The sequence below is a fragment of the Malikia spinosa genome, from assembly GCF_002980625.1.
GTDB lineage: Bacteria > Pseudomonadota > Gammaproteobacteria > Burkholderiales > Burkholderiaceae_C > Malikia > Malikia spinosa.
Map to the genome: position 1 here is coordinate 1 of NZ_PVLR01000103.1, position 591 is coordinate 591.

A 591-nucleotide genomic window follows, 5' to 3' on the forward strand; every position below is an offset into this window, starting at 1 on the left:
AGCTCGATGACCTCGGCCTCGCTCCAGTCGTCCAGGCCACGCTCGGCGATGAAGTCTTCCAGGCTGGGCTGGGTAGTTTCGGAGACGCTGATCGTGAGCCCGATCAGGCGGGCCGAGGTCTCACCGCGGCGCCGGGCGGCGGCGCGCACCTGATCGACCACCAGCCGGTGGGTGGTGACGGCCTCGTGGCCGTGCTCGATGCCCAGGTAACGCCGGGCGCAGTCCTGGCGGTCGAGCCCTTCGGCGATCGCGCGCAGGTAGGCGAAGTGATGCGGTCCGAGGCGGCGGTTGAAACGGGAGGTGTGCTGGGATATGGAGGGGGACGAGTGACGGGAGGGGTAAGTCCCTGTGGGCATTGGAATCTCCACGACGGTGCGGCCGGCTCGATGGCTGAGGCGGGTTTTGTCGACTGAATTTTAACTAAAGATAATTGAAGCTTATCTTTAGTTAATACCTCCAGAAAAATGCCGGCACCGGGGTGGTCGCTCACGCAACTAAATTCGACAATATCCTGCAACTAAATTCGTTCTATAGGCGGCGCAGAGCAGCAGCATCACCGGACCACCCTCACTAGAGCGTGTTATGAACTTT

At 61.1% G+C, this 591-nt stretch carries 1 pseudogene; it reads right to left on the bottom strand.

What is annotated here, in order from left to right:
- A pseudogene (locus C6P61_RS17550) lies at nt 1-356 on the bottom strand (tyrosine-type recombinase/integrase); the annotation flags it as partial.
- Between the last annotated feature and the right edge of the window lie 235 nt (nt 357-591).